This window comes from Enterococcus sp. DIV1537a (genome assembly GCF_051712085.1).
Taxonomy (GTDB): domain Bacteria; phylum Bacillota; class Bacilli; order Lactobacillales; family Enterococcaceae; genus Enterococcus; species Enterococcus faecalis.
This window is the reverse complement of sequence record NZ_JBIOOE010000001.1, coordinates 2,395,001-2,419,226: the sequence shown is the minus strand read 5'-3', so window position 1 is coordinate 2,419,226 and position 24,226 is coordinate 2,395,001. Positions and strand designations below refer to the sequence as shown.

The following is a 24,226-nucleotide window of genomic DNA, read 5'->3' as shown; positions in this document are numbered from 1 at the left end:
AGAACAATTTTCGGAAATTCCTTCTTATTTCTCGGAGTTAAACGCTTCTGTCCCGACCTCTTTCTTGTCTTTTTTACTATGAAAGTGAGGAATTCTTGTCTATACTTAATGAAAAGAGGTGACAGAGTTTGAAAAAAGAATATTTTATTGCTGCTAGTGCAGATGTCTATGGAAACGTACAACTAGCGAAGGATAGTAATATTTGGTTTCAGTCGGTCTTAAGAGGTGACAGTAACACAATTACCATTGGTGAAGGTAGTAATATTCAAGATGGCACGATTATTCATGTTGATGAAGATGCCCCGACAATTGTAGGCAAGTATGTAACGGTGGGCCATCAATGCATGTTACACGGTTGTAAAATCGGTGATGGTGCTTTGATTGGCATGGGTTCAACGATTCTAAATAATGCCATTATTGGAGAAAACAGCCTGATTGGCGCGGGCTCTTTAGTGACAGAAGGCAAAATTATCCCGCCAAATGTTTTAGCATTTGGTCGACCAGCGAAGGTTATCCGTCCGTTAACGGCAGCAGAAATAGCCAGTAATCATACGAACGCCTTACATTATATTCAACGAGCAGAAGAATTTCGCCAACAAAAATACCCGAAACTAACATAGAATTAGGAGGAAAATGATGAAGAAAATTAAAGTAATGACGGTTTTTGGAACACGGCCAGAAGCAATCAAAATGGCTCCCTTAATCAAAGTTTTAGAAGAGCAAAGTCAAGGATTTGACTCTGTAGTAGTCGTAACAGCGCAACATCGCCAAATGTTGGATCAAGTGTTAGAAGATTTTCAAATTACACCGAATCATGATTTAAATATCATGAAAGATGGGCAAACCTTAACAGATATTACAAGTCGTGTTTTGAATTTATTAACTGAGGTTCTTGTGACAGAACAGCCGGATATTGTCTTGGTTCATGGCGATACAACCACGTCATTTGCGGCTGCATTGGCTGCTTTTTATCAACAGATTCCGGTGGGACATGTGGAAGCAGGATTACGGACCTGGCAAAAATATTCTCCGTTTCCGGAAGAAATGAATCGTCAACTGGTAGATGTGTTAACGGATATTTATTTTGCCCCAACCACTCAAAGTAAGGACAATTTAATCAAAGAAAATCATCCAGAAGAACATATTTATGTGACTGGCAATACAGCGATTGACGCGATGGCGTACACTGTTGATGCCCACTATCAAAATGATTTATTGGAAAAAATCCCTACAGACCAACGTATCGTGCTAATTACAATGCATCGTCGTGAAAATTTAGGCCTGCCAATGACAAATGTGTTTAAAGCTGTTCGTCGACTTGTAATGGAACATCCAGAAATTGAAGTCATTTTCCCTATGCACAAAAATCCCAAAGTCCGTGAAATAGTAGCGGAACACTTAGGTGAATTAGCTCGTGTGCATTTAATTGAACCATTGGATGTCAAAGATTTTCAAAATTTTGCAGCGAAAAGTGCGTTAATTTTAACTGATTCTGGTGGTGTGCAAGAAGAAGCTCCTTCCTTAGGGGTGCCAGTTTTAGTTTTACGAGATACAACGGAACGTCCAGAAGGCGTAGCGGCAGGAACATTGAAATTGGTTGGTACAGACGAACAAGTAGTCTATCAAGAGGCGAAAACATTATTGACTGATTCTGATGCTTACCACGCGATGGCGCATGCACAAAATCCGTATGGGGATGGTCAAGCTAGCCGCCGAATCGTTGAAGCCATTGCCTATGAAATGCAGCAATCAGATAAAAAACCAGATTCGTTTACAGCAAAATAAATAAAAAGGCAGAGAAGCGCTGAAAAATGTGCTTCTTTTGCGTATCTTATTTTGAAGAATCAATTAGACAAAAAATGCTAGAAAGTAGTGAAGTGAAGATGTATCAAACGATTTTATTTGATTTAGATGGCACAATTACGGATTCTGGTAGCGGCATTATGCGTTCTATTTTGTACGCAACAGAACAATTAGGCTGGCCAGATCCTAGCGAGGAGACGTTACGTTCTTTCATAGGGCCGCCTTTATATGAGTCATTTTTGCACATGGCGCCTTCAGCTGAAGCAGCGCAACAAGCCGTGGGTCATTATCGAGCGTATTATCAGAGAAAAGGTATGTTTGAAAACCATGTGTATCTAGGGATTCCAGAAGTGTTAACAAGGTTAAAGGAAGCGGGAGCAAAGTTATACATTGCGACTTCCAAGCCAGAAGAATTTGCTAAAAAGATTATTACTCATTTTGATTTAGATCGTTATTTTACAGGCATCTATGGAGCGAGTATGGACGGTCATCGTTCTAAAAAAGCAGATGTGATTCAGTATGCATTAACGGAAGCTCAATTAGACCCAACCAAAGAAGCGATTATCATGGTTGGTGATCGTAATCATGACATTCTTGGTGCTCAACAAAATGGCTTAGATAGTATAGGTGTCTTGTATGGATTTGGTGAAGAAACAGAATTACAAGAGGCGGGAGCAACATTCCTAGTACAATCGCCTAAAGACTTAGGTGCTATTTTGCTACAAAATTCTTAATAGAAAATGGATTTTCGATAAATTTAGGAGGATTTTAAGATTTATTATCGTTTCAATAGAAAAGCGCCATCATAGGCTTTAACCGTTGTCAATGATGAATTTTTTATCAGGGAATGACGGTCTTTTTATTAAAAACATTTAATTTTAAAGAGGTTTCATGTATAATAGTTTCAGTCATAAACGATAGAATAGTAAGGAGGGTTAGTTTTGGCTAATGATAACCAAAATAACCAAGATCCCAAATCTTCGCTTAGAGACCAAGTAACTGGGTCTTTAAAAGGTAGAAATGATGGCGATCAACCTGATTCCTCTGAAAAAAATGATAGGTCTCCCCAACCTTCATATGATGAATCACAAGAAACAGCGAGCCGCACAACACAAACACGTGCAGGTTCTAGAGCTGCTCGAAGACGTGGGAAAGACAAGACAACACAGACAGTCGAAGAGCCAACCCCGATTGAAACAGACGAAAAGCCAACAAATACAAAAAAACAAACACGTAAAAAAGAAGATCGTTTAGTCGGTCGTATCGTGTTAATTGTAGTTTCTGTATTGGTTTTAATGATGGCAATCTTTGGGTTTACTTTTTATAAATATGTAGATGCTGGGCTACAACCACTAGACAAGAACAATAAGAAGCTTGTTCAAGTGCATATCCCAGAAGGATCTTCTAATAAGCAAATTGCTGCGGTTTTAGAAGAAAGCAACGTCATTAAAAGCGGAATGGTTTTTAACTACTACGTAAAATTTAAAAACTTAACAGATTTTCAAGCGGGCTATTATCAAATGTCTCCAAGCATGACACTCGATGAAATTGGTGAAATGCTAAAAGAAGGAGGCACGCCAGAACCAACTAAAATTGCAGATGGCAAAGTAACGATTCCTGAAGGCTACGATATAGATAAAATTGGCGAAGCCATTGAAAAAAATACGGATTTCAAGAAAGCAGATTTCATTGCATTAATGAAAAACGAAGACTTCTTCAATCAAATGAAGGCTAAGTATCCTGATTTACTTGAAAGTGCTGCAACTGCAGAAGGTGTTCGTTATCGCTTAGAAGGCTATTTGTTCCCGGCAACTTATGATTACTACAAAAAAGCAACACTTCCTGAATTTGTCGAACAAATGATTGCTAAAATGAACACAGTAATGGAACAATATACGCCGACAATTCATGCAAAGAATTTAACCAATCAGCAAGTCTTAACGTTAGCTTCACTGGTTGAAAAAGAAGGAGTCAAAGAAGCAGACCGCAAACAAATTGCGCAAGTATTCTTTAACCGCTTGGCTGCTGATATGCCAATCCAATCAGATATTTCTATTTTGTATGCTCTAGGAGAACACAAAGAAACTGTAACGTATGCTGACTTGGAAGTGGACTCGTCTTATAACTTGTATAAAAATACTGGTTATGGACCAGGACCATTAGATAGCCCAAGTGAGGAGTCAATTAAAGCAGTCTTGAATCCGACACCAAGTGACTATTTATACTTTGTAGCAGATATTTCTACAGGAAAAGTATACTTCTCAAAAACATATGAAGAACATCAAGTATTAGTAGATCAGTATGTCAATAATTCAAGTAGTGAATAAAATGAAAACATAAAAGAGCTTGGTGAATCAATTTTGTATGATTCACCAAGCTTTTAGATACTCAAAAAGTAATCTGTTTAACAGAGGGAAAGGGTAGCAACTAGAAATTTATATAAATAAAATTTAGCAAAATCACAAAAATTCAATAATTATATTTACAATTTAGAAAAAGCGTGGTACTCTTTTGTGGATTGAAAGCGGAATTTTTTTCAATAACCAACCAAGAACTACGTATCGTTAAGCGAAAAAGGAGAATTAACATGGTAGAAAAAGTATATCCAATGACTCTTGAAGGAAAAGAAAAATTAGAACAAGAGCTAGAAGAATTAAAAACAATTAAACGTAAAGAAATCGTAGAGCGTATTAAAATCGCTCGTAGCTTTGGGGATCTTTCAGAGAACTCAGAGTATGAATCAGCTAAAGATGAACAAGCTTTCGTTGAAGGACGTATTACAACGTTAGAAAATATGATTCGTTTTGCAGAAATTATCGACAATGATGGCGTGGACCAAGACGAAGTTTCCATCGGTAAAACAGTTACTTTCCAAGAATTGCCTGATGGAGAAGAAGAGGAATACACAATCGTAGGAAGTGCCGAAGCCGATCCATTTTCTGGTAAAATTTCTAACGATTCACCGATTGCGCAAGCCTTAATTGGTAAACAATTAGGCGATCAAGTGATTATTGCAACCCCTGGTGGCGACATGACAGTTAAAATTACAAAAGTTGAAGCAAACTAAATAATTGAGTAGGGCAGGCAGCTTCCAAGGCCTGTCCTTTCGCAATATAGGACATTTAGGGCTAAAGTCCTATGGTAACCTGAGGCGCAAACCACTATGATTAAATAAAATAAACGAGTAAAATAAATGAGAGAGGGAGGAGGCAAATCTATGAATAACCCTTGGCGCTTTTTTATCGTCGCAGAAGCATTACTTTTTATTCTGGCGTTATGGCAAATTGTACATAATCCTGGATTAGCTGTTTTATTAACAATTGGCGTTTTACTTGTGGCCTATGTTTCCAGGAAAGCATCTAAAACACATTTTAACAACTTTCAATTCGTCCTCGGCGTTGTTTTTATTGTCATTGGTGCAATGAACAGCACGGCTGTTTGGTTTATGTTGATTTTTGGCGTACTCTTTATCGGCTTAAAAGGCTTTGAGATTTCAGGCGTGGATATAGCTGAACGAGCACCTTGGCGTAAAAAACAAATGATTATGGTAGAGACGGCGGCAAAAGAACCTAAAAATGGCAAACGATTTAAACGCCGCTGGTTTGCCAACGAACGCATTGGTAACAATATCTATGAATGGGATGACATCAATATTGATTTAATCTCTGGGGACACCATTATTGATTTAGGTAATACGCTACTACCGAAAGAAGACAATATTATTATTATTCGTAAAGGTTTTGGCCGCACGCGAATTCTAGTGCCGTTAGGTGTAGCTATTTTGTTAGAACATTCAACTTTTTACGGAACGGTACGTTTTGAAGAAGAAAAATATCAATTGAAAAACGAATCATTAAAAATTTACAGCAATGATTATGATACCAATCTTCGTCGTTTGAAAATTATGACGAACACTTTAGTAGGAGATGTTGAGGTGATCCGTGTATGACCGATCGGATTTCAAGACGCATGATTTCATTATATGCGTCCCTTAGCACCTTTATTGTTATCTTAATTACATTGTTTTCATATTTTCATTCGATTAAACAAAACCGGTGGCTATTAGAGCTTCTTCAGAGAAAAGTCTTTTATTTACCACTAATTGTGCATATTGTTCTCATATCCTTACTAATAGGCTTATTGACCTTTTTACTGATTTCATTGGTTCAAAAAGGGCAATATGGACGGATTGAAGAAAAACTTCGGTTATTGGCCAATGGTAATTATGAAAGTCCAGTCTTAAACAAACCAACGACCAGTGAGAATCAAGACCATTATCTAACCGAAGTCGAACAAGATATTTGGTCGATTAAAAATAAATTATTAGAGATGTCTAAAGAATTGCAATTATTAAACAGTCGGCCGCAATTAATGGATGGGCAAACAAAAGAAGAAATTTTAGAGAACGAGCGGCATCGTTTGGCGCGGGAGTTGCATGATTCAGTCAGTCAACAACTTTTTGCAGCCATGATGATGTTGTCTGCCTTAAATGAACAAGCACAACGAACAGAAACCCCGGAACCATATCGTAAACAACTAGCCATGGTGGCAGAAATCATTAATGCCTCCCAATCGGAAATGCGCGCGTTACTATTGCACTTGCGTCCTATCAGTCTAGAAGGAAAAAGTTTGCGTAAAGGTATTGAACAATTACTGAAAGAACTACAAACAAAAATTAAAATTGAATTGATTTGGGATGTTGAAGATGTTCATTTAAATAGCAGCATTGAGGATCATCTTTTCCGAATTGTGCAGGAATTACTTTCCAATACCTTAAGACATGCCAAAGCAAAGGAATTAGAGGTATACTTACACCAAGTCGATAAAAACGTGTTATTGCGTATTGTTGATGATGGTGTCGGCTTTGATATGAAGGAACAAAGTAATAAAGCCGGTAGTTATGGCTTAAATAATATTCGAGAACGTGTTGTCGGCATGGGCGGTACAGTTAAAATTATTAGTTTTAAAGGGCAGGGAACCAGCGTTGAAATTAAAGTTCCTGTCATAAAGGAGGAAACTGCAAGTGATCAAAGTAATGTTAGTGGATGACCATGAAATGGTCCGTTTAGGCGTTTCATCATATTTATCTATTCAAGAGGATATAGAAGTCGTAGGCGAAGCAGAAAACGGTAAGATTGGCTATGAAAAAGCATTGGAACTACGTCCAGATGTTATTTTGATGGATTTGGTAATGGAAGAAATGGACGGCATTGATTCAACAAAAGCGATCTTGAAAGATTGGCCAGAAGCCAAGATTATTATTGTGACGAGTTTTATTGATGATGAAAAAGTATATCCGGCGATTGAAGCTGGTGCAGCGGGCTACCTATTAAAAACATCAACAGCACATGAGATTGCTGATGCAATTCGGGCGACTTATCGCGGAGAGCGTGTGTTGGAACCTGAAGTGACGCATAAGATGATGGAACGGTTAACAAAAAAACAAGAGCCGGTGTTGCATGAAGATTTGACAAATCGAGAACACGAAATTTTAATGTTGATTGCACAAGGTAAAAGTAATCAGGAAATAGCTGATGAACTCTTTATCACTTTGAAAACAGTTAAAACACATGTTTCAAACATTTTAGCAAAACTAGATGTGGATGATCGGACCCAAGCAGCGATTTATGCTTTTCAACATGGTTTAGCCAAATAAATATCAGATAAATCCATAAATAAATTCTAGGAAATCCTTCTAGGAATTTATTTATGGATTTGTTATACTAATTTTAACGAACAGACAGGAGCGGTCAGAAGAAATGAAACAAAATTTTGCAATTATTGGTTTAGGACGTTTTGGCGGCAGCATATGCCAAACTTTGGTGGAAGCTGGTCAAGAAGTTTTGGCCATTGACAGCAGTGAAGACCGTGTCAATGAATATATGAATATTGCAACGCATGCAGTGGTGGCTAACGCCCAAGATGAAATGACGTTGCGTTCTTTAGGGATTCGGAATTTTGATCACGTAGTGGTGGCAATTGGTGAAGATATTCAAGCGAGTATTTTAGTGACACTAATGGTTAAAGAGATGGGGGTTCCCAATGTCTTAGCCAAAGCAGTCAATGAATATCATGCCCGTGTCTTAGATAAAATTGGGGCAGACATGGTCGTTCACCCAGAGCGGGATATGGGTATTCGAATTGCTCACAAACTTGTTTCACGCAATATTTTAGATTATATTGAATTATCTAGCGAATTTTCATTAGCTGAGGTTCGGGTCACCAATCCTAAATTTTACAATAAAACCTTAGCAGAATTAAATTTCCGTCAGCGATTTGGTTTAACTGTGGTAGCAATCCGCCGCTCGAAAACAGAAGTAATTGCTTCGCCAGATGCTTCTGAAATTGTTCGAGAAAACGACAATTTATTAGTTATCGGTGATACCGCAGATGTCGATTTATTAGATGAAAAAATGAATGGCTAAGCACTTTATTCTCTAAAAGCACTGCGCTGTGCTACAATAAATGGCGACAGAGATGTGAAGGAGGAACAAAGAATGAAATTAGAAGTGACACCGAAAGCCCAACAATGGTTTAAAGAAGAAACCGGGGTTCAGCCTGAGACAGGCATTCGTTTTTTCGGAAAAATTTACGGAAAAACACCTGTTCATGATGGTTTTTCCATTGCGATGTCTGTAGAAGCGCCAGATGAGCCAATGATTAAAGAGAACCTAGATGGGATTACCTATTTTATTGAAGAAACAGATGATTGGTTCTTTAAAGGGTATGATTTGATTGTTGATTATGATGAAAAGAATGATGAACCGCGTTATCAATTTGAAGCAAACCAAGAAGATTTAACAAAATAATTTTAGTGCTAAACAGAAGAAGCTTAAGTAGTGCGTAGGACTATTTCTGTTGCTTTCGTTTAACCGCTAGTCAGCCTGAGAAAAAATCGTTTTGGATTTTTTCTCAGGTTCTTTCTATTTAATTAAGCTATTCTTAATTGGATATCGTTATTTAATAAGGCTATCATATGGTATAATGATAATTAACTGAAGTGTGGAGGAAATAAAATGTTATCAATTGTTGTCCCTTGTTATAATGAGGAAGCAGCGATTCCGCTGTTTTTTGAAGAAGTAGAAAAAATTAGCCAGCAACTATCTCATTCAGTAGAATATATATTTGTGAATGATGGCTCAAAAGATAATACGTTAGCTGTTTTAAGACAGCTTTATCGCGAACATCCAGAGAAGGTCCGTTATCTTTCTTTTTCACGAAATTTTGGGAAAGAAGCAGGCTTATACGCTGGTTTAAAAGAAGCAACAGGTGACTTAGTGACAGTCATGGACGTTGATTTACAAGACCCGCCCGAGTTATTACCTCAAATGATTGAGATGATTGAAACCAGTACAGATTTAGATTGTGTTGGCACACGACGCATAACAAGAGACGGCGAACCGCCCATTCGTAGCTTTTTTGCACGGATGTTCTATAAACTCATTAATCGAATTGCTGAGACGGAAATGGTGGATGGTGCCCGTGACTTTCGTGTCATGACCCGACAAATGGTCGATGCGATTTTAGAGTTATCTGAGTATAATCGTTTTTCAAAAGGGATTTTTAGTTGGGTCGGCTTTAAAACAGAATATATTGAATTTAAAAATCGAGAACGAATTGCTGGAGAAACCTCTTGGTCTTTCTGGAGTCTATTAAGTTATTCAATTGACGGGATTGTCAATTTTTCAGAAACACCATTGAATATTGCTTCATACGTTGGCGCCTTTTCGTGTATTGGTTCTGCACTAGCAATGTTAGTGATTATCTTTCGAACATTAGTTAATGGTGATCCAACAAGCGGCTGGCCTTCAATGGTTTGTATTGTACTTTTTGTAGGTGGTTTGCAACTATTATGTTTAGGAATTATTGGCAAATATATCGGCAAAATTTTCTTAGAAACGAAAAAACGACCAATTTATATTGTAAAGGAATCAGAAAAAGATTCTAAAAAATAACCAAAAAAGCAGAGAAAAATTCTCTGTTTTTTTGTTGTGCGTTAAAAAAAGTGTAAACAGGCTTTTCAGAAAAACAACATTTTTTACATAAAAAATACATTAACTTTACCTATTTTTATCTTAATGAAACAGCTTTGCTCTCGCGGTTGCAAGAAATAAATGTTAAAATCAAAAGGTATGCTATTAAATGTTTTTTTGGAGGTTGGGTCATGATAGAAGTTATCGACTTGAAAAAAGTATTCGATAATGGGTTTGAAGCGTTAAAATCGGTCAATTTTACGATTGAGCAAGGGGACTTGGTTTGTTTGTTAGGACCAAGTGGGTGTGGGAAATCCACAATTTTAAACTTAATTGCAGGTTTATTACATCCAAGTGATGGAGATATTCAGTTTCGACAGCAATCGGTTGTCAAAACAGCACCAAAAGATCGGAACATCGGGTTCGTTTTTCAAAACTATGCCTTATATCCACATATGACTGTTCTAGAAAACGTAATGTTTCCTTTGACGGTAGGAAGTAAGAAAGTTCCCAAGGCAGAGGCACAAGCTATTGCCGAAGAATATATGAAACTAACGAATATTGAAGAGTTAAGCCATAAAAAGCCAGGCACACTTTCTGGTGGTCAACAACAGCGTGTTGCGATTACCCGGGCGTTAGTTCAAAAACCAGATGTTTTATTATTAGATGAGCCTTTAAGTAACTTGGATGCACGTTTGCGTTTGAAAATTCGTGAAGAAATCCGCCGCTTGGTGAAAGAAGTAGGCATTACAACAATATTTGTAACGCACGACCAAGAGGAAGCGCTATCAATCAGTGATAAAATTATTTTATTAAACGAAGGGGTTATTCAACAAAATGATGAACCTCAAAACCTTTACTTAGAACCAAATAACTTATTTGTTGCTCAGTTCATAGGTAACCCAATTATTAATTTATTGTCTGTTGAAGTGAAAGACGGCAAAATGTACCATGAAAGTTTTGAAATTCCGCTTGAGCGTTTTGAGCAAGCACGCTTTAAAATGCCGATGACTGATGGGAAATATACGTTTGCTTCTCGTCCAGAAGATGTGGTACCAGCTGAAACAGGTCTCTTTACCACAACGACAGATTTAGTGGAATTGATTGGTCGAGAACGTATTTTACGATTTACATTAGGAAATGAACAAGTGAAATCAATTGTAAGTGTAGAAGAAGCGATTGAAGAAGGAGACACTTTATCTTTTGATTTTTCATATAAAAAAGTATTTATCTTTAACGAAGCGGGAGACCGGGTTTACTAATGAAAAAATACAATCCAGAAAATCAACCAAAAGCATGGCTCTTCCTTCTGCCATCATTAGGAATCATTTTACTGTTTAGCGTTTATCCGCTGTTTCGTTCTTTGTGGATGAGCTTCCAAAAAGGTTCCTTAATTAACCAACGCTACGCTGGTTTAGAAAATTATCAACGTGTATTGAATGATCCAATCTTCTATAAAGCGTTAAAAAATACAGCGCTCTATGCATTTGCTGTGGTACCGATTGCCTTGATAATTTCCCTAGCAATTGCTTGGATTATCTTTGAAAAAGTTAAACATAAGAGTTTCTTTGAAACGATTTTCTTTATGCCTTATGTAACGAGTACGATTGCCATTGGGATTGTCTTCCGTTACTTCTTTAATGGCGATTATGGAATTGTCAATTACGTCTTAGGTTTTTTCGGCATTCCTTCTGTCAACTGGCTAGATAATGTTCAAATGAGTATGCCAACATTGATTATTTTTGGGGTTTGGACGAGTTTAGCATTTAATATTATTATTTTGTTGGCGGGTTTGAGAAATATTGATGAAGAACACTTTAAAATAGCGAAAATGTTTGGTGCCTCAGACGGCGAAATTTTCCGACGTATTACGTTTCCGCAATTAGTCCCGACCATTGCCTTTTTATTAACGGTCAATTTAATTGGCGCCTTTAAAGTTTATACACAAGTTTATGCTTTATTCGGTGGTCGTGCGGGGATTGCCAATAGTGCCACAACCGCAGTGTACTATATTTATGACAAATTCCACATTGCAGGGCGTCCCGGAATTGCGATGGCCGCCACAGTGATTTTATTTGTGATTATTTTAGTGGTCACTTTCTTACAAAATAAACTCTTAAAGAAAGTGGGGCAATAAGCCAATGAAAAAAGTTTTAACGATTATCGCATTTGTTTTCTTAGGCATTTTAGCCGTTATTACGTTATTTCCATTTGTCTATATGATTTTAGCTGGTTTAATGAGTTACTCTGAAGCGACCAGCATGCCGCCAACCATGTTTCCAAAACAACCACAATGGCAAAACTACACAGAGGTCTTTCAAAAAGCACCCTTTCTTCGGTATTTCTTGAACACAGTCTTTGTTTCAGGTGTTACAACGATTGCTACGGTAGTCACCGCCGTGTTAGCTTCATTCGCGTTAACGAGTTTGAAGTTCCGTTTTAAAAATGTGGTCATTGCTTTGATGATTTCGTTGTTAATGGTTCCATATGAATCTATTATCTTTACCAATTATCAAACGATTGCGCAATTAGGTTTGTTAAATACTTACAGCGCCTTAATTATTCCATTTTTAACTAGTATTTTTTATATTTACTATTTAAACGGGTATTTAAAAGGTATTCCTGATACTTTTTACAAGGCTGCCAAGATTGATGGCGCTAGTGATTTAGAATATATTTGGCGTATTTTAGTACCAATGTCAAAACCAGCGTTGGTAACAGTAGGGATTTTAACATTCATTTCTAGTTGGAATTCTTTCTTGTGGCCATTGTTGGTGACGAACGAGAAAAAATACCGTCTATTGAATAATGGACTATCGGCCTTTGCGACAGAGAGCGGTAGTGACGTACATTTACAAATGGCTGCTGCAACATTAACCGTTATTCCAATTTTAATTATTTACTTGATTTTCAGAAAAGAAATTATCAGAGGAGTTGCAAAAAATGGAATCAAAGGCTAAAACAACTGTGACTTTTCACAGTGGCATTTTAACAATTGGAGGAACCGTGATTGAAGTGGCGTATAAAGATGCCCACATCTTCTTTGATTTTGGTACAGAATTTCGACCAGAATTAGATTTGCCCGATGATCACATTGAAACCTTAATTAATAATCGTTTAGTGCCAGAATTAAAAGACTTATATGATCCACGTTTAGGTTATGAATATCATGGTGCAGAAGACAAAGAGTATCAACACACAGCTGTTTTCTTATCTCATGCCCACTTAGATCATTCACGCATGATTAATTATTTAGACCCAGCTGTTCCGTTGTACACCCTAAAAGAAACGAAAATGATTCTAAATAGTTTAAATCGAAAAGGTGATTTTTTGATTCCATCACCGTTTGAAGAAAAGAATTTTACCCGAGAAATGATTGGTCTTAATAAAAACGATGTGATTAAAGTTGGCGAAATTTCAGTGGAAATCGTGCCTGTTGATCATGATGCGTACGGTGCTTCGGCATTACTGATTCGCACGCCTGACCATTTCATCACATACACAGGTGATTTGCGCTTACATGGCCATAATCGTGAAGAGACTTTAGCTTTTTGTGAAAAAGCCAAACATACTGAATTATTAATGATGGAAGGCGTAAGCATTAGCTTCCCAGAACGTGAACCAGATCCAGCCCAAATAGCGGTTGTCAGTGAAGAAGATCTTGTTCAGCACTTGGTTCGTTTAGAACTAGAAAACCCGAATCGACAAATTACCTTTAATGGTTATCCAGCAAACGTGGAACGTTTTGCTAAGATTATTGAAAAGTCACCACGTACAGTCGTTTTAGAAGCAAATATGGCTGCGTTGTTACTTGAAGTATTTGGAATAGAAGTTCGTTATTATTATGCTGAATCTGGTAAAATACCAGAATTGAATCCAGCGTTAGAAATCCCGTATGACACGTTACTAAAGGACAAAACAGACTATTTGTGGCAAGTTGTGAACCAGTTTGACAACCTCCAAGAAGGTAGTTTATACATTCACAGTGATGCACAACCGTTAGGAGACTTTGATCCACAGTATCGCGTGTTTTTAGATTTGTTGGCTAAAAAAGACATTACTTTTGTCCGTTTAGCTTGTTCAGGACATGCAATTCCAGAAGATCTGGATAAAATTATTGCATTGATTGAACCTCAAGTATTGGTTCCAATCCATACGTTAAAACCAGAAAAACTGGAAAACCCGTATGGTGAAAGAATATTGCCAGAACGTGGCGAGCAAATTGTTTTATAAATTTTTTTAAGGGAGAGAAAAAAATGAAGTTCAAAACTCTAGCAACAACAGTGTTAGCAACCGCAGCTATTTTCGCATTGGGGGCTTGTGGTAACGGTAATGGGGCCAAAGAATCAAACGATATTGTGAAAGAAGTGAAGGAAGATACGACAATCACTTTCTGGCATGCAATGAATGGGGTTCAAGAAGAAGCGTTAACAAAATTAACGAAAGACTTCATGAAAGAAAATCCAAAAATTAAAGTGGAATTACAAAATCAATCTGCTTACCCTGATTTACAAGCCAAAATCAATTCGACTTTAACTTCACCAAAAGATTTACCAACAATTACGCAAGCGTACCCAGGCTGGTTATGGAATGCTGCACAAGATGAAATGTTAGTGGACTTAAAACCATATATGGATGATGACACAATCGGCTGGAAAGATGCAGAGCCAATTCGTGAAGTATTGTTAGACGGCGCCAAAATCGACGGCAAACAATACGGCATTCCATTTAATAAATCGACAGAAATGTTATTCTATAATGCTGATTTGTTGAAAGAATATGGTGTTGAAGTACCGAAAACATTAGAGGAATTAAAAGAAGCTTCTAAAACAATTTACGAAAAATCCAACAAAGAAGTCGTTGGTGCTGGTTTTGACTCGTTAAATAACTATTACGCAATTGGAATGAAAAACAAAGGCGTTGATTTTAATAAAGACTTAGATTTAACAAGCAAAGATTCACAAGAAGTCGTGGACTATTACCGTGATGGTATCGAAGCAGGTTACTTCCGCACAGCTGGTTCAGATAAATATTTATCTGGCCCATTTGCAAACAAAAAGGTAGCAATGTTTGTCGGTAGTATTGCTGGTGCTGGTTTTGTTCAAAAAGATGCTGAAGCTGGTGGCTATGAATACGGTGTTGCACCACGTCCTGAAAAAATCAACTTACAACAAGGAACAGATATTTATATGTTCGATAGTGCTACGCCAGAACAACGGACAGCGGCATTTGAATTCATGAAATTCTTAGCTACTCCTGATTCACAATTGTACTGGGCACAACAAACAGGTTATATGCCAATTTTAGAATCTGTTTTACACAGTGATGAGTACAAAAATTCTAAGACAACCAAAGTACCTGCACAACTTGAAAACGCAGTAAAAGATTTATTCGCTATCCCAGTAGAAGAAAATGCTGATTCAGCCTATAATGAAATGCGGACAATTATGGAAAGTATTTTTGCTTCATCAAATAAAGACACGAAAAAATTATTGAAAGATGCAACATCACAATTTGAACAAGCATGGAACCAATAATCAATAAATAAACAGACGTGGGAGGTTGGGATCTGAGTCGTTATGGCTCGTGTTCTAACCTTCCTGTTCTTTTGGGCGGAAGAAGGAGAGAAACAAAATGCAAATAAAAATTTTAGCAACAAGTGATATGCATGGGTATATTATGCCGACAAGTTATAGTGAAAAAAAGATGGATTTGCCTTTTGGAACCGCAAAAGCAGCAACCATGCTGAAAAAGTTACGGGCGTCTGCCAAAGGACCAGTTTTTCAAATTGAAAATGGGGATTTTATTCAAGGTTCGCCGCTTAGTTACTACGTAAGAAAAGCAGAAACACATTCAGTGGAAGCCATCACTAAAATCATTAATCAAATGAATTATGATGTTAGCATTTTAGGCAACCATGAATTTAATTACGGTTTAGATTATTTAAAGGAAACGATTGCCAGTTATCAACAGCCAGTTTTAGCTGCCAATATTCTTGGTAAAGATGGACAACCTTATTTCGGTCAGCCGTATGTCATCATAGAAAAACAAGGGGTTAAAGTAGCCATCCTTGGCGTGACGACCCAATATATTCCTCATTGGGAACAGCCGGCAACAGTCAAAGATTTAACGTTTAAAAGTGTCGTTGAAACAGCGGCGGAATACGTGCCAAAACTGCGGGAAGAAGCAGACCTAGTTGTTGTCGCTTACCATGGCGGTTTTGAAAAAGATTTAGAAACAGGGGAACCCACGGAATTACTAACAGGAGAAAATGAAGGCTACGATTTATTGGAAAAAGTTCCTGGGATTGATGCCTTAGTCACTGGTCACCAACATCGAGAAATTGCTACAAAACTGAATGGAATACCTGTGATTCAACCAGGTTTTCGAGGAGCTTTTGTTGGAGAAATTACTTTAGAAATTGAACCTATGGCTAAAGGCTATCGCGTTATTGGAAGTGACGCAGCTATTCATCCTGTTGGAAACGAACAACCAGATGCAGAAGTTTTAGCTTTGACAACAGCGTTACATGACGAGGTAGAAGAGTGGCTTGATCAACCAGTGGGAAATGTGGAAGGGGATATGACGATTCAAAATCCGAATGCCGTACGCCTCAAAGAACATCCATATATAGAATTTATTAATAACGTCCAAATGGCTTCAAGCGGAACGGATATTTCAGGGACTGCACTTTTTAACAATGAAGGCAAAGGGTTTAATAACCAAATTACGATGCGCGATATCATTACCAACTATATTTATCCAAATACTTTGGCTGTATTGCGTGTCACTGGACAAGACCTCCGTGAAGCGTTAGAACAAAGCGCTACTTATTTTGTGTTAGAAAAAGGCCAACCAATTTTTAACCCGAAATATGTCGATCCAAAACCACAATACTATAATTATGATATGTATGAAGGCATTGAGTATACGCTTGATTTAAGACAACCGTTTGGTGAAAGAGTGACGAAACTTAATTATCATGGCAAAGCAGTGCAAGCAGAAGATGTTTTGGAAATCGTGACAAATCAATACCGTGCAGTCGGTGGCGGAAACTATCAAATGTTCCAACCTGAAAAAATTATTCGAGAAATCCAAATTGATATGACGGAACTGATTGCAGAATATTTAAAAAAACATCCAATCATTCAAGCGTCGACAAATGATAACTTCAAGGTTATCTGGTAAAAAATAGCAAAAAAAGCCTTCAACCATGCAATTACTTGAAAGATGGTTGAAGGCCTTTTTTGAGTTAATAGCCTTTTTTTAAGGAAACTTGGTTTTTGACGAGGGTCTGATCCGTCACAAATTGATTTAAGTTTGGAATAAAAATCGCCAGTAATTTTGATTTGAATTTCGGTGTCATGCCAGAAATATGAGGTGTTAATAAAACATTCTGCATCTCCCATAAAGGGCTATCTTCGGGAAGAGGTTCTTCTTCAAAGACATCTAAGGCAGCAAAAGCAATGGTTTTATTGTTTAAGGCAGTTATCAAATCGTTCGTTGCTACTGAGGCGCCGCGACCAACATTTACGAAAATTGTTTCAGGAGCCATTTTTTCAAAAAGTGCCTGATTGTATAAATGTTTTGTTGTTTCAGTCAAAGGAAGAATGTTCACAACAATGGACATTTCATGGATAATTTTACTCATATTCTTCTGTGAATAGCATTCAATGAAGCCTTCCGTCACATGTCCAGAGGTATTCACGCCATAAACTTGAAGATTTAAACCTTTAGCAAATTTAGCTAATTGTTGTCCGATTTGCCCGGTGCCTACGATTAACATTTTTTGCCCAGAAAGTTGTTGATAGGAAGGGGCTGTTTGATTCCATGTGTGTTGCATTTGTTGTTGGATACTTTCTTGCAGTCCGCGGGTATGTGCTAATAAAACGCCTAAAACATGTTCTGAGATAGAAACACTATGGATTCCGCTACCATTAGACAACAGAATGCCTTTTTCTCTTAATTTATCAAAATCCATATAATCAGCACCAGCAGAAATGAGCTGAATCCATTTTAGGTGACTAGTATCAGAGGCTAATAAACGCGGACCAATTTCTTTATGCCAGCCTAACATAATTTCGATTGCCTCTTCTTCAGCAGAGGATAAATGATCGGTAGATGTTTTAACTAGATAATTGGGCGCCACAGCTTTCACTTGTTCCAGTTGTTCTTCGTTGAATACTTCATTTAAATAAATAATTGGTTGGTTCATCTTTCTTCCTCCTAGCACTTTTTATTGTATCAAAAATAAATTTAAAAGAGAAAAAGAAAGGCTTTTCAGTAAAGCAGAAAGCCAAGGACAAAAATCCGATTTAGATTTTTGTCCTTGGCTTAAAAACTGCTAAAGTCCAGTGCTAACCTTATTTAGGTACGCCGTTTTCAAATAAACTTGTACTATGAACTGGTTGACGTCGAGCATCGGGCCGTAAGTAATGTAAAGCATTATTTACGGCAGTAGGTGCCTCACCAAATCCTGTAGCGATTAATTTCACTTTTCCCTCATAGAAACAGATATCCCCTACAGCGTATACACCAGGAATGTTAGTTGACATATCGGAATGAACATTAATAGCATTTCTAGAAACGTCTAATCCCCATTCTTTGAGGTGTGTTAAAGAAGAAGTGAAGCCATAATTGATAATTAAATCATCCAGAGGGAGATCCAATGTTTGGTCACCTTTTGTCTCCGTTAATTGGATGCCTGTGAACGTTTCATTTTCCTTTAAAATATCACTAATGATATAAGGAGTTCTGATAGAAACGCTAGATTTTTCCAGTTGTTCCACGCTATGTTCGTGGCCGCGAAATTGTGGGCGACGATGGATAATAGATACTTCTTCTGCAACGTTTTCTAGCATTAAAGCCCAGTCAATTGCGGAATCGCCGCCACCAGCAATCGCAACTTTTTTGCCAGCGAATTTTTTCATGTCAGTCACATAATAATGGATTGACTCACCTTCAAAGGCTTCAACATTTTCGATAGCTAAACGTCGAGGTTGGAAAGCGCCGTTACCAATCGCAAAGATAACCGTTTTAGAATAATGTGTGCCTTTAGTTGTGTCTAAGCGCAAAAGTCCATCTGCTTCCTGTGCAAGGTGTGTGACCTCTTCTTCCAAGCAAACATCGTGCTGAAATGGCTGCATCTGTTTTTCCAAATTGGCAATTAACTCACCGGCTTTAATAGCAGGGAATCCAGGAATATCATAAATATATTTTTCGGGATACAGCATTGTTAGCTGACCACCTAATTGCGGCAGGCTATCAATGATTTTCGTTTTCGCTTTACGAATTCCCGCATAAAAAGCGGCAAATAATCCAACAGGACCGCCGCCGATAATCGTTAAATCATAAATATCTTTTTCATCAGACATTTGAAAATTCCTCCTAATTCATTTAGGGTTGAGACAACTATTGAACGTTTTGCGAACACTTCACAAAATAGCACGGCTTTTCAAAAAAAGCAAGTTTGGCTAACGAATCAAAGCATTCTTTAATCATTGGAAAAAGATCATAGCAATTTTCAGCATTTTTCGATATGATGGAACTATAAAATAATTATCTAGGAGGACATTCTCATGTCACAATTTCCACAATTAGATTTAGAAAATGCTAAAGGCCCAAAAGCGGTCATTAAAACAAACCGAGGCGACATCACTGTTCAATTATTCCCAGAACAAGCGCCTAAAACGGTTGAAAATTTTGTTGAATTAGCGAAAAAGGGCTACTATGATGGCGTTATTTTCCATCGTGTGATTCCTGATTTTATGATTCAAGGCGGTGACCCAACCGGAACAGGAATGGGCGGCGAAAGTATTTATGGAGAAGCATTTGAGGATGAATTTTCTCGGGATGTTTTCAATTTGCGTGGCGCATTGTCAATGGCAAATGCTGGTCCTAACACAAATGGTAGCCAATTCTTTGTTGTTACTAATCAAAATGTTCCAGCTCAAATGATGAGTCAGTTAGAAGACGCTGGTTTTCCAGAAGAAATTATTGAAGCTTACAAACAAGGCGGAACACCTTGGTTAGACTTCCGTCATACTGTTTTTGGTCATGTTGTTGATGGTATGGATGTAGTGGATGAAATTGGTGGAGTCCAACGGGATGCCCAAGACCGTCCAACATTTGACGTCGTGATGGACACAGTTGAAATCATTGGTGAATAAGTTTAACCAATTGAAAAAGAGAGTACCAACGAGGGACAAATTCGTTGGTACTCTTTATTTTTTTCTTAAAACGACTAACTTTTTTTTAAAAGCATCCAAATCGCTTCTTTTAATGAAGTCTTTATAGGATACTGAATTAAAGAATAGAAGGAGAGGAAGCGAATTTGTTAGAAAAATACAGATATCCAATGGCCTTGGCTTTGTTTGCAGTAATACTCCCATTTATAGGAACGTTTTTTACGTATGTAGATCAGCAAGGAATCGTTCATGAACCAGGATTTTATACAATCATAATTGGAGAAATTTTACTTCTATTTTCAGGTATCTGGTTCGTCAGAGTTTATTTAGCTAAACGCAAAAGAAAGAATTAAAAACAGCTGTCCTAAAAACTAGGACAGCTGTTTTTAATTAAAGGCTTTTTTGATACGTAAAAGGCCTTCTTCGAGAGTTTCTTTTGAACAAGCTAAGTTTAAACGCATGTGTTGAGAACCTTGGGGACCAAAACTAATTCCTGGATTTAAAACCACTTTCCCCTTATGAATTAAGGTATCGCGAAGTTCCCGATCCGTTAGCGAATAAGAACTAAAATCTAACCATAAAAGATAGGTTCCTTCAGGTTCCATTACACGAACGCTAGGCAGCTCTTCACGGAAAAAGGAAAGGGCAAAATCAATATTTTCTTTTAAATAATCAAGTAACGCCGTTAGCCATTCTTCCCCTGTTTGATAGGCAGCTGCCGTTCCAACGTAGCCAAAAGTATTGATGCCGCCTTGATGATTTTTGTCTTGTAAAGATACGAAAGATTGCCGTAGTTTTTCATTAGGAATGAACAGCATTGAATTTTTAATCCCCGCTAAATTAAAGGTTTTGGTTGCCGCTGTTAAGGTAACAGTGAATTCCTTAAATGTTTCATCAGCGACAGTGAAGGAAGTGAAGGTATGCGGTTTGAAAATCAAATCCTGATGAATTTCATCGCTAACCACAGTTACTTGGTGTTTTTGGCATAAACGGCCAATTGCTAGCAATTCTTCTTTTGTCCAAACACGTCCACCAGGATTATGGGGATTACAAAAAAGTAACAGTTTCACTTTTTCTTCGATTATCTGTTGTTCCATTTTAACCAAATCAACTTCATAATGTCCGTTAACTTCTAGTAAAGAATGGCGCACAAGTCTACGCTCATTTTGTTTTACCACATCTGCAAAAGGGGGGTAGACTGGATCACAAATCATGACAGAATCAGCAGGTGCTGTATACGCTTGAACGGCTGTGGCCAAACTGGGTACCACGCCACTATTAAACAAAATTTCTTCTTTTTCAACAATCAATTGATGGTGTTGCCGTTGCCAATCTTGAATTGCTTGATACAGTTCATTAGGTGCAATCGCATATCCTAGAATGCCCTGTTCAATAACTTGTGACAAGGCATCAAGAATAGGCTGATGTACTTTGAAATCCATATCAGCAACCCATAAAGGTAGTAAATCTTTTTCGTGGTAACTAGTTTCAACGGTGTCCCATTTAACACAATTCGTGTGGCGACGATCAATGGTTTCATTAAAATTAAACATAAGATAACTCCTTTTCTTCTATATAAAGTCTTACTTCCTATAGTATAGTAGATTTTGCTTAAAAGATGAAACAATAGTTTTAACAACTAGGGAAGAAATAATGCACAAACGTTGAAAAAATGCTATTATTTTAAATGAGTAGAAACGGAAAAAGAAATTTATCGTATGAAAAGAGGAAATTTGATGAAGTACAAAATTGGTATGGTACTTTCTGGCACAATTACCGGACTTCAACCATATGGCGCATTTGTTTCTTTAGACGAAGAAACACAAGGACTGATTCATGTTTCGGAAGTACAAGCTGGCTTTACCAAAAATATCCATGGACTCTTAACCGTTGGACAAAAAGTAACCGTTCAAGTTATTGATGTTGATGAATATTCTCAAAAGATTAGCTTATCTTTACGAACCCTTGAAGACAAAGTTCATTCAGTGAACCATCGACGCAAAAAATATTTTACGGATAAGAATAAAAAAATTGGCTTTGCAACCTTAGACAAAGAACTTCCAGAATGGATTGATGAAGCAATGGATAAGTTGCTTGAAAAATAATTCTGTATTTTTTCAGAAAGTGTGTTACAATTTCTTTTGTTAGTGAATCTAAAAATTAATTGAGGTGGATGTCGTGTCTAACAAAAAAGTCGCTGGAACAATCATACTGAACTTAAACGATGGTAGTAAAAAATTTTTGATGCATCCAATAGGTGAAGCGATTGAGTTTGCGATGGCAAAAGTTTCTGATGAGATGACGGGTTTAGCTAGTATGCTACAATGGTTCAAAGAAGAGGTTCAATTGGACGTTACTTCAATTAGCTTAGTAGAATTAACTAACGCGCATATCAATAAAGAAAATGTTCCGCTGTTTGTCTTCGAGATGGATGAACAAGCACTTAAAAATGAAATGGATAAAGACTATACATGGGTAGCGCCTGCAGAATTAAAAACGATTTGGTCAAAATATCATATTGAAGGTGTCCCAATGTTTTAAACAAAAAAGAAAGAATCTGTCGATAATTGAACAGATTCTTTCTTTTTTTATGTTGTACGTAAAAAAGTTAATCGAACTATTTCAAATATATGATTCAAATTGTTCGATTTTTAGTAAGGAATTAAACTGTTTTGATAGACAATTAGGATTTAAAAAGTTTAAAAACGAAATAATTGAAAAGAATGAAAACAGATTGAAAACTTCTTTTAATTTTTTTGAAAAAAAGTGTTGACCAAACATCAAAATCTTGATATATTATTACATGTCGCAAGGCGAGTCACACAGCTGAGCGATTCAGAAATCAATAATTAAATAACAATTCTTGATTTCAAATCTCTCGAAAAAAGTTTGAAAAAACAACAAAAAAGTTGTTGACAAATAACAAACGAGATGATAAGATATAGAAGTTGTCACAACAGACAACAACGACCGAGCAAAACAACTTAAAAAAACTTTTTCAAAAAAGTTCTTGACATTCAAACGAAAGTTTGTTATGATATAAAAGTTGCTGCGAGGTAACGTAGACCTTTGAAAACTGAACAAAGAATAGACGAACCAAATGTGTAGGGCGTCTTGATTCAATTCAAGACAACAAACATTTTTAACAAGCAAGCAATATGCTAGCAAACAAATTGAGCTTAACAATCGTAAGATTGTTCTAACTTTTATTATGAGAGTTTGATCCTGGCTCAGGACGAACGCTGGCGGCGTGCCTAATACATGCAAGTCGAACGCTTCTTTCCTCCCGAGTGCTTGCACTCAATTGGAAAGAGGAGTGGCGGACGGGTGAGTAACACGTGGGTAACCTACCCATCAGAGGGGGATAACACTTGGAAACAGGTGCTAATACCGCATAACAGTTTATGCCGCATGGCATAAGAGTGAAAGGCGCTTTCGGGTGTCGCTGATGGATGGACCCGCGGTGCATTAGCTAGTTGGTGAGGTAACGGCTCACCAAGGCCACGATGCATAGCCGACCTGAGAGGGTGATCGGCCACACTGGGACTGAGACACGGCCCAGACTCCTACGGGAGGCAGCAGTAGGGAATCTTCGGCAATGGACGAAAGTCTGACCGAGCAACGCCGCGTGAGTGAAGAAGGTTTTCGGATCGTAAAACTCTGTTGTTAGAGAAGAACAAGGACGTTAGTAACTGAACGTCCCCTGACGGTATCTAACCAGAAAGCCACGGCTAACTACGTGCCAGCAGCCGCGGTAATACGTAGGTGGCAAGCGTTGTCCGGATTTATTGGGCGTAAAGCGAGCGCAGGCGGTTTCTTAAGTCTGATGTGAAAGCCCCCGGCTCAACCGGGGAGGGTCATTGGAAACTGGGAGACTTGAGTGCAGAAGAGGAGAGTGGAATTCCATGTGTAGCGGTGAAATGCGTAGATATATGGAGGAACACCAGTGGCGAAGGCGGCTCTCTGGTCTGTAACTGACGCTGAGGCTCGAAAGCGTGGGGAGCAAACAGGATTAGATACCCTGGTAGTCCACGCCGTAAACGATGAGTGCTAAGTGTTGGAGGGTTTCCGCCCTTCAGTGCTGCAGCAAACGCATTAAGCACTCCGCCTGGGGAGTACGACCGCAAGGTTGAAACTCAAAGGAATTGACGGGGGCCCGCACAAGCGGTGGAGCATGTGGTTTAATTCGAAGCAACGCGAAGAACCTTACCAGGTCTTGACATCCTTTGACCACTCTAGAGATAGAGCTTTCCCTTCGGGGAC

At 37.8% G+C, this 24,226-nt stretch carries 25 protein-coding genes and 1 rRNA gene (1 of these 26 only partly in view); 23 read left to right on the top strand and 3 right to left on the bottom strand.

Annotation, left to right across the window (positions count from 1 at the left end):
- The first annotated feature begins 128 nt into the window (after nucleotides 1-128).
- From IGJ41_RS11925 to IGJ41_RS11845, 17 genes are all read left to right on the top strand, one after another.
- Complete coding sequence (locus tag IGJ41_RS11925; RefSeq protein WP_002355129.1) at nucleotides 129-620, top strand: gamma carbonic anhydrase family protein; 492 nt, start codon at nucleotides 129-131, stop codon at nucleotides 618-620.
- Between the two features lie 13 nt (nucleotides 621-633).
- A complete protein-coding gene (gene wecB / locus IGJ41_RS11920; protein ID WP_172451660.1) occupies nucleotides 634-1,785 on the top strand; it encodes a non-hydrolyzing UDP-N-acetylglucosamine 2-epimerase in 1,152 nt (383 codons plus the stop codon).
- Nucleotides 1,786-1,859: 74 nt separating this feature from the next.
- Nucleotides 1,860-2,537, top strand: coding sequence for an HAD family hydrolase (locus IGJ41_RS11915; RefSeq protein ID WP_173963941.1), 678 nt, complete (start codon nucleotides 1,860-1,862; stop codon nucleotides 2,535-2,537).
- 207 nt (nucleotides 2,538-2,744) lie between these two features.
- A complete protein-coding gene (mltG, locus tag IGJ41_RS11910; RefSeq protein ID WP_002407365.1) occupies nucleotides 2,745-4,130 on the top strand; it encodes an endolytic transglycosylase MltG in 1,386 nt (461 codons plus the stop codon).
- 260 nt (nucleotides 4,131-4,390) lie between these two features.
- Nucleotides 4,391-4,870 carry a transcription elongation factor GreA gene (gene greA, locus IGJ41_RS11905; RefSeq protein ID WP_002355133.1) on the top strand — a complete coding sequence of 160 codons (480 nt, stop codon included), beginning with the start codon at nucleotides 4,391-4,393 and terminating at the stop codon, nucleotides 4,868-4,870.
- A 150-nt stretch (nucleotides 4,871-5,020) separates the two neighbouring features.
- On the top strand, nucleotides 5,021-5,752 hold the full coding sequence (gene liaF, locus IGJ41_RS11900; protein ID WP_002381168.1) for a cell wall-active antibiotics response protein LiaF: 732 nt from the start codon (nucleotides 5,021-5,023) through the stop codon (nucleotides 5,750-5,752).
- Nucleotides 5,749-6,852, top strand: a complete 1,104-nt coding sequence (locus tag IGJ41_RS11895) for a sensor histidine kinase (protein ID WP_002365182.1) — start codon at nucleotides 5,749-5,751, stop codon at nucleotides 6,850-6,852. Before liaF ends, IGJ41_RS11895 begins: the two co-directional genes overlap by 4 nt.
- On the top strand, nucleotides 6,827-7,459 hold the full coding sequence (locus IGJ41_RS11890; RefSeq protein ID WP_002355137.1) for a response regulator: 633 nt from the start codon (nucleotides 6,827-6,829) through the stop codon (nucleotides 7,457-7,459). Before IGJ41_RS11895 ends, IGJ41_RS11890 begins: the two co-directional genes overlap by 26 nt.
- A gap of 103 nt (nucleotides 7,460-7,562) precedes the next feature.
- The gene (locus tag IGJ41_RS11885; RefSeq protein ID WP_002355139.1) at nucleotides 7,563-8,228 is read left to right on the top strand and encodes a potassium channel family protein; all 666 of its coding nucleotides are present in this window, start codon (nucleotides 7,563-7,565) and stop codon (nucleotides 8,226-8,228) included.
- Between the two features lie 54 nt (nucleotides 8,229-8,282).
- Nucleotides 8,283-8,612: a HesB/YadR/YfhF family protein gene (locus IGJ41_RS11880; protein WP_002355140.1), complete on the top strand. Its 330-nt coding sequence runs from the start codon at nucleotides 8,283-8,285 to the stop codon at nucleotides 8,610-8,612.
- A 207-nt stretch (nucleotides 8,613-8,819) separates the two neighbouring features.
- Nucleotides 8,820-9,758: a glycosyltransferase family 2 protein gene (locus IGJ41_RS11875; RefSeq protein WP_002373102.1), complete on the top strand. Its 939-nt coding sequence runs from the start codon at nucleotides 8,820-8,822 to the stop codon at nucleotides 9,756-9,758.
- A gap of 146 nt (nucleotides 9,759-9,904) precedes the next feature.
- Nucleotides 9,905-11,038, top strand: coding sequence for an ABC transporter ATP-binding protein (locus tag IGJ41_RS11870; protein WP_002396511.1), 1,134 nt, complete (start codon nucleotides 9,905-9,907; stop codon nucleotides 11,036-11,038).
- On the top strand, nucleotides 11,038-11,913 hold the full coding sequence (locus tag IGJ41_RS11865; RefSeq protein WP_002355143.1) for a carbohydrate ABC transporter permease: 876 nt from the start codon (nucleotides 11,038-11,040) through the stop codon (nucleotides 11,911-11,913). Before IGJ41_RS11870 ends, IGJ41_RS11865 begins: the two co-directional genes overlap by 1 nt.
- 4 nt (nucleotides 11,914-11,917) lie before the next feature.
- Nucleotides 11,918-12,736 carry a carbohydrate ABC transporter permease gene (locus IGJ41_RS11860; protein WP_002355144.1) on the top strand — a complete coding sequence of 273 codons (819 nt, stop codon included), beginning with the start codon at nucleotides 11,918-11,920 and terminating at the stop codon, nucleotides 12,734-12,736.
- Nucleotides 12,720-14,009 (top strand): MBL fold metallo-hydrolase, encoded by a 1,290-nt coding sequence (locus tag IGJ41_RS11855; RefSeq protein ID WP_002359171.1) that lies wholly within the window; start codon nucleotides 12,720-12,722, stop codon nucleotides 14,007-14,009. Before IGJ41_RS11860 ends, IGJ41_RS11855 begins: the two co-directional genes overlap by 17 nt.
- 23 nt (nucleotides 14,010-14,032) lie before the next feature.
- Complete coding sequence (locus IGJ41_RS11850; protein WP_002359172.1) at nucleotides 14,033-15,313, top strand: extracellular solute-binding protein; 1,281 nt, start codon at nucleotides 14,033-14,035, stop codon at nucleotides 15,311-15,313.
- A 97-nt stretch (nucleotides 15,314-15,410) separates the two neighbouring features.
- Complete coding sequence (locus IGJ41_RS11845) at nucleotides 15,411-16,964, top strand: bifunctional metallophosphatase/5'-nucleotidase (RefSeq protein WP_002419148.1); 1,554 nt, start codon at nucleotides 15,411-15,413, stop codon at nucleotides 16,962-16,964.
- Between the two features lie 64 nt (nucleotides 16,965-17,028).
- Here the strand turns inward: IGJ41_RS11845 and IGJ41_RS11840 are convergent, their stop codons facing one another.
- A complete protein-coding gene (locus tag IGJ41_RS11840) occupies nucleotides 17,029-17,991 on the bottom strand; it encodes a phosphoglycerate dehydrogenase (protein WP_002355148.1) in 963 nt (320 codons plus the stop codon).
- Between the two features lie 148 nt (nucleotides 17,992-18,139).
- Nucleotides 18,140-19,150, bottom strand: coding sequence for an NAD(P)/FAD-dependent oxidoreductase (locus tag IGJ41_RS11835; RefSeq protein ID WP_010827753.1), 1,011 nt, complete (start codon nucleotides 19,148-19,150; stop codon nucleotides 18,140-18,142).
- 204 nt (nucleotides 19,151-19,354) lie between these two features.
- Here IGJ41_RS11835 and IGJ41_RS11830 point away from each other — a divergent pair, with 204 nt between their 5' ends.
- Entirely contained in the window at nucleotides 19,355-19,945 is a 591-nt protein-coding gene (locus IGJ41_RS11830; RefSeq protein WP_002361120.1) for a peptidylprolyl isomerase, read from the top strand.
- A gap of 164 nt (nucleotides 19,946-20,109) precedes the next feature.
- Entirely contained in the window at nucleotides 20,110-20,316 is a 207-nt protein-coding gene (locus IGJ41_RS11825; protein WP_002355151.1) for a DUF3955 domain-containing protein, read from the top strand.
- A gap of 33 nt (nucleotides 20,317-20,349) precedes the next feature.
- Here the strand turns inward: IGJ41_RS11825 and IGJ41_RS11820 are convergent, their stop codons facing one another.
- On the bottom strand, nucleotides 20,350-21,516 hold the full coding sequence (locus IGJ41_RS11820; protein WP_002381174.1) for a MalY/PatB family protein: 1,167 nt from the start codon (nucleotides 21,514-21,516) through the stop codon (nucleotides 20,350-20,352).
- A 183-nt stretch (nucleotides 21,517-21,699) separates the two neighbouring features.
- Here IGJ41_RS11820 and IGJ41_RS11815 point away from each other — a divergent pair, with 183 nt between their 5' ends.
- The 4 genes from IGJ41_RS11815 to IGJ41_RS11800 form a co-directional block, all read left to right on the top strand.
- Nucleotides 21,700-22,068 carry a CvfD/Ygs/GSP13 family RNA-binding post-transcriptional regulator gene (locus IGJ41_RS11815; RefSeq protein ID WP_002365178.1) on the top strand — a complete coding sequence of 123 codons (369 nt, stop codon included), beginning with the start codon at nucleotides 21,700-21,702 and terminating at the stop codon, nucleotides 22,066-22,068.
- Nucleotides 22,069-22,132: 64 nt separating this feature from the next.
- Nucleotides 22,133-22,504, top strand: a complete 372-nt coding sequence (locus tag IGJ41_RS11810) for a hypothetical protein (protein ID WP_002385270.1) — start codon at nucleotides 22,133-22,135, stop codon at nucleotides 22,502-22,504.
- Nucleotides 22,488-22,736: a hypothetical protein gene (locus IGJ41_RS11805; protein ID WP_002392518.1), complete on the top strand. Its 249-nt coding sequence runs from the start codon at nucleotides 22,488-22,490 to the stop codon at nucleotides 22,734-22,736. The genes IGJ41_RS11810 and IGJ41_RS11805 overlap by 17 nt, the downstream gene beginning before the upstream one ends.
- Nucleotides 22,737-23,170: 434 nt before the next feature.
- Nucleotides 23,171-24,226, top strand: a 16S ribosomal RNA gene (locus tag IGJ41_RS11800) (it continues 505 nt past the right edge of the window).

Coding starts and splice junctions, on each gene's coding strand:
- wecB (WP_172451660.1), top strand. CDS start 634: ATGATGAAGAAAATTAAAGTAATGACGGTTTTTGGAACACGGCCAGAA.
- IGJ41_RS11855 (WP_002359171.1), top strand. CDS start 12,720: ATGGAATCAAAGGCTAAAACAACTGTGACTTTTCACAGTGGCATTTTA.
- IGJ41_RS11860 (WP_002355144.1), top strand. CDS start 11,918: ATGAAAAAAGTTTTAACGATTATCGCATTTGTTTTCTTAGGCATTTTA.
- IGJ41_RS11875 (WP_002373102.1), top strand. CDS start 8,820: ATGTTATCAATTGTTGTCCCTTGTTATAATGAGGAAGCAGCGATTCCG.
- IGJ41_RS11830 (WP_002361120.1), top strand. CDS start 19,355: ATGTCACAATTTCCACAATTAGATTTAGAAAATGCTAAAGGCCCAAAA.
- IGJ41_RS11835 (WP_010827753.1), bottom strand. CDS start 19,150: ATGTCTGATGAAAAAGATATTTATGATTTAACGATTATCGGCGGCGGT.
- IGJ41_RS11840 (WP_002355148.1), bottom strand. CDS start 17,991: ATGAACCAACCAATTATTTATTTAAATGAAGTATTCAACGAAGAACAA.
- IGJ41_RS11815 (WP_002365178.1), top strand. CDS start 21,700: ATGAAGTACAAAATTGGTATGGTACTTTCTGGCACAATTACCGGACTT.
- IGJ41_RS11865 (WP_002355143.1), top strand. CDS start 11,038: ATGAAAAAATACAATCCAGAAAATCAACCAAAAGCATGGCTCTTCCTT.
- IGJ41_RS11895 (WP_002365182.1), top strand. CDS start 5,749: ATGACCGATCGGATTTCAAGACGCATGATTTCATTATATGCGTCCCTT.
- IGJ41_RS11845 (WP_002419148.1), top strand. CDS start 15,411: ATGCAAATAAAAATTTTAGCAACAAGTGATATGCATGGGTATATTATG.
- IGJ41_RS11850 (WP_002359172.1), top strand. CDS start 14,033: ATGAAGTTCAAAACTCTAGCAACAACAGTGTTAGCAACCGCAGCTATT.
- IGJ41_RS11885 (WP_002355139.1), top strand. CDS start 7,563: ATGAAACAAAATTTTGCAATTATTGGTTTAGGACGTTTTGGCGGCAGC.
- greA (WP_002355133.1), top strand. CDS start 4,391: ATGGTAGAAAAAGTATATCCAATGACTCTTGAAGGAAAAGAAAAATTA.
- IGJ41_RS11915 (WP_173963941.1), top strand. CDS start 1,860: ATGCTAGAAAGTAGTGAAGTGAAGATGTATCAAACGATTTTATTTGAT.
- liaF (WP_002381168.1), top strand. CDS start 5,021: ATGAATAACCCTTGGCGCTTTTTTATCGTCGCAGAAGCATTACTTTTT.
- IGJ41_RS11820 (WP_002381174.1), bottom strand. CDS start 21,516: ATGTTTAATTTTAATGAAACCATTGATCGTCGCCACACGAATTGTGTT.